This is a genomic window from Pseudomonas sp. AU11447 (genome assembly GCF_001672555.2).
Lineage (GTDB): Bacteria > Pseudomonadota > Gammaproteobacteria > Pseudomonadales > Pseudomonadaceae > Pseudomonas > Pseudomonas nitroreducens.
The window spans coordinates 1-3,592 of the sequence record NZ_LZDG02000008.1; the positions used below are offsets into that span (position 1 = coordinate 1).

Sequence of the window (3,592 nt, forward strand, 5' to 3'; positions counted from 1 at the left end):
GAGGTGTTTGTCCTTGGCCAGTTGCTGGATCAGCGCTTCGCTGGGCTTGGGCGGCGGGATATTGGCCTTGCGCTCCTCCAGCCATTTCAGCTTGCCGTCCCATGGCGGCAGCTTGGCCGGGGGCAGTGGAAGGATATCGTTGATCTCGGGGACTTTGGGATTGGCATAGGAGTAGTCCGCGAGGATGCTCCAGATTTTTTCGTAGCGCTCGGCTCGTTCGAGGTCTTCCTGTTGACCGAGGTAATACAGTCTGTCGGTAGGCGGAGGATTACGAAATCCACTATTCAGAAAGGATGCTGAACTCTCATCACCTGCCGCTACTCCGAGCTGGAATGCCTCTACAGCCTCCTGGAATCTTTTATTGTTTTTAAGGTTTACTCCCAGATCGCTCGCGGCGGATCCATTGCCTTGCTCGGCGGCACAGCGGCGCATCTGCCGGGCAATATCCGGTGCCGCATCGCTCGGAGCCAATTTATCGGCCACATAAGCCTGTGCTTCAGGGTTGCCCATGTCCGACGCCTTGCGGTAATACCGCAGGGCCATATCCTTGTCTTCCTTAAGCCCCAGCGCACCCTGTTGCAGAGAAATGGCGATGATGGTGTAGCCCGTGGCCACTTTGACCTTGATCAACTCTTCCGTCAGACGTAGATGCTCGGCGCTGCGCAGCCTGAACTTGCCCTGCATGGAGCCATTCTGCAGGTTGATATTGGCCTTGGCATGGCCGTGTTCGGCGGCGATGCGGTAGAGCCGTTCCACCTGCACATCCACGGCCGGGTCCTCCTTGAGCTGGTTGTTCTTTTGTAGCCAGCGGGCGTAGAGGAACAGCGTGTCGCTGTCCGCCGTCGGCGTGGGGAACTGCTCATGGGCGCAGGTGAACGCCAGGTTGGCGCGCATCTGGGTCAAAGGGTCCACGGTGGTTTCCTTTTCCGGGGGAGTGATGGCGCTACCAGAGTCGCAGGCGGCAAGTAGCAGCAGGCTGGTAAGCAAGAGCAGGCGGCGCATCAGTCGAGGTCCTTGAGGATGGCCTGGTCGTAATAGAACTCGACGATGGGCGCGCCAGGTACACCATTCCTCTGATCGCTTTTAAAGTCCTTATTGTTTTTGATGATGTCTTCCCAAGACTTGAATGCCTTCTTTGGCTCATCCTGCGCCCCCTTCCCCGCGGTATGCAGATGCCACAACCGCCGCCGCATGGCCTGGGTGATCTCGGCCCTCTCGTGGGCGATATTCATCTCACTGTCCACCTGCATGCTGCGGGTGTTGATATTGGCCGAGCCGTGGGTGGTGAAGACGTCGTCGACGATCATCAACTTGGAGTGGATGTACACCGGCACCCAGGCATCGGCGGGCGAGTCCTTGGCCACCAGCGAGCAGACGTGGATTTTCAAACCGGGGCGCTCCGGCGGACGGTGGACGGGGTTCTTTTCGATCTGCTCGATCTTCGCCTTGAGATCGGCTGCGCGCTGCCGTGCGGCTTCTTCGGCCTGCACTTGTGCGTCCCTGGCTTTGTCGCCCAAGGTGGTGCCGCCGAGGGCGTCGGACAGTGAGGTGACGGTCTCCAGCGCCGTTTGTTCGAGGCGGTCGTGCCAGGCTGGCTCCAGTTCCGCGGCACGCTGTTTGGCTTGTTCGATACGGCGCAGTTTGGTGACTTCCGGAATGGTTTCCTCACGGCCCAAGCGTTCGAGCATGCGCTGAGTGTTGACGGTGCCCGCCCCCATGCCATCGTTGGTGTCGTTGGTGATCACGAATAGATGCAACGCGCCGTGTTCGCCGGGATCGCGCCCATTGTTGGTCTGTGCCTTGGCGGCTTCGAGGATCGCATCGGCCAGTGGCGGCCAACGGAAATACTGGTTTTCGATGTAGATGAACTGGGTGGCGTTGTTGATAGCTTGCAGATAAACCTGCTCGATATCGCGCCGGTCCTCCTGCGCCTGGGTGCGCAGGAGTTGGGCCATGAGCAGTGGATCTTCCTTGCAGGGGGCCAGTTGTTTGGCGACCGCTGCCGCTTGGCGTTGGGCGAAGAGATCTTCGTCTGTTTCGCGGAGCCAGGCTTGGGCGAAGTTGTGGTGCAGGTCGCACAGTATCGGCCCGGTGACTCGGCTGGAAATATCCTGGCGTGGTAGACGGCCACGAGGGCCGCGATTGGGAGCGGGCTTGTCGGACGGCGTGCGCCCCCAGGCGGAGTGCGCGTCGGTATCCCAGTATTCGTCGAGCGTGTTGTGGCCCATGACGAAGCCCACTGCGCACTCGGGCAGTTCGAAGTCGACGATAACGGTCTTCTGGTGATGGGTAACCAACCCCGCCAGGGCACCGATCGTCTTAGCACTCAGGTCCGGATCAAGACTATGCAGCGCGGCCTGATATGCGATTTCGGCTCGTTGTATGACGCCGAAACCTCGACTGACGAACACGGGGCGATTCCTGGGCCAATCCATTCCTCGCCCATCCGCTGCAGAACAGTCAACGAACCATTGGCGGTCGTAGGCATATTGTTCATCTGTGGCGGTCTGTCCGGCGCGGTTCCACAGATACGGAAATTTGCCTGGCAGGTTGGCTTCGCCCACCTTGCCTGTAGAGTTGGAAGGCAGCTCCCAGCCCAGGATGCGCACGCGCACAGGGTTGTTCTTGTCCTGCGCCTTGGCCATGAGCAATTCGCCGATGCTCGGAGATTTGCCATCGCGAATGAAGTACATCGACGGCTGGAAGCCCCAGCAGATGATATCGACCGTTTTGGTGGCCTTTTCGATGGCTTCATGGACGGCGCGGAAGGCTTCCTCGCCGTTGATCAACGGCTTGTAGGTGGCTAGGCGAGGGATGTATTCGGTGTTGCACACGAACCAGGGCGAGGTGCACATCACATCCTGGGTGTGCTGCAGCGACAGCGGAGCAACAATTTCGCGCCAAGTCATGATTGATCTCCTGCTCGTTTGGCAATTTCCTTCAGTAACGCGGCGTAGTCATTTCGATGGTCGGTGTGCAGCGAAGCTGGGCCTGCCTCGGGATAAGCTGGCTGAGACGGGTGATTGTGCAACCCCCGATTCGCCAGCTCCCCCTGCTCCGGGTTGCTGTAATCCTCTGGCACTGGAATGCGGTAACTGACGCCGTTTGCCAGCTCAAGCCGGTACTGCCGGGTGATGACCTGGTGGTCGAAGGCAAGGAAGCCGCTCTTGTCCAGCACGCCTTTCTCCAGTGGCGCTCCATCGGCGTACAGCGTGTAAGGCATGCCTGCCCAGGTGCTTTGCGGGGCGGTGGGCGCGCGCGAAATACGAACCTTGATGCGCTGGGTGGATTCGAGCCTGGGGTATTGCGGGTGGGTCGCTGGCATGCTCGCCGGCCCCTGGAAATCAAAGTGGGCCGACTTGATCAGGTAGTCGCCCTGGGTGCCGGATTCGATGCCGCAGTTGTCCATGCGGATATAGGTGCCGCCGGCATTGAGGACGATCTTCTTCTTGGCGGTGATGTGGATTTCATCTTCAGTGCTGACGATGTCCAATCCCTGGCGGGCGAGAATTTCCATACGGTCGTTCTGCGCCTGGATCTGCACGGCGCCCTGGTTGGCAATGAGCTTCATGCCGAGCTTGCGCACGAACAG

3 protein-coding genes are annotated in these 3,592 nt (G+C 59.7%); all 3 read right to left on the minus strand.

Going from position 1 to position 3,592, the window contains the following annotated elements:
• Positions 1 to 1,002 (minus strand): DUF6396 domain-containing protein (locus tag A6723_RS00055; RefSeq protein ID WP_064979529.1); only part of this gene is annotated, 1,002 nt, incomplete at its 3' end.
• Positions 1,002 to 2,909, minus strand: a complete 1,908-nt coding sequence (locus A6723_RS00060; protein WP_054906904.1) for a phosphatidylserine/phosphatidylglycerophosphate/cardiolipin synthase family protein — start codon at positions 2,907 to 2,909, stop codon at positions 1,002 to 1,004. The genes A6723_RS00060 and A6723_RS00055, both read right to left, overlap by 1 nt.
• Positions 2,906 to 3,592, minus strand: a 687-nt coding sequence (locus A6723_RS00065; RefSeq protein WP_139092865.1) for a DUF2345 domain-containing protein, incomplete at its 5' end; no start/stop codon positions are given. The genes A6723_RS00065 and A6723_RS00060, both read right to left, overlap by 4 nt.

What these genes read in the sequence shown, in the direction of transcription:
- A6723_RS00060 (WP_054906904.1), bottom strand. Translation starts at nt 2,909, where the DNA reads ATGACTTGGCGCGAAATTGTTGCTCCGCTGTCGCTGCAGCACACCCAG.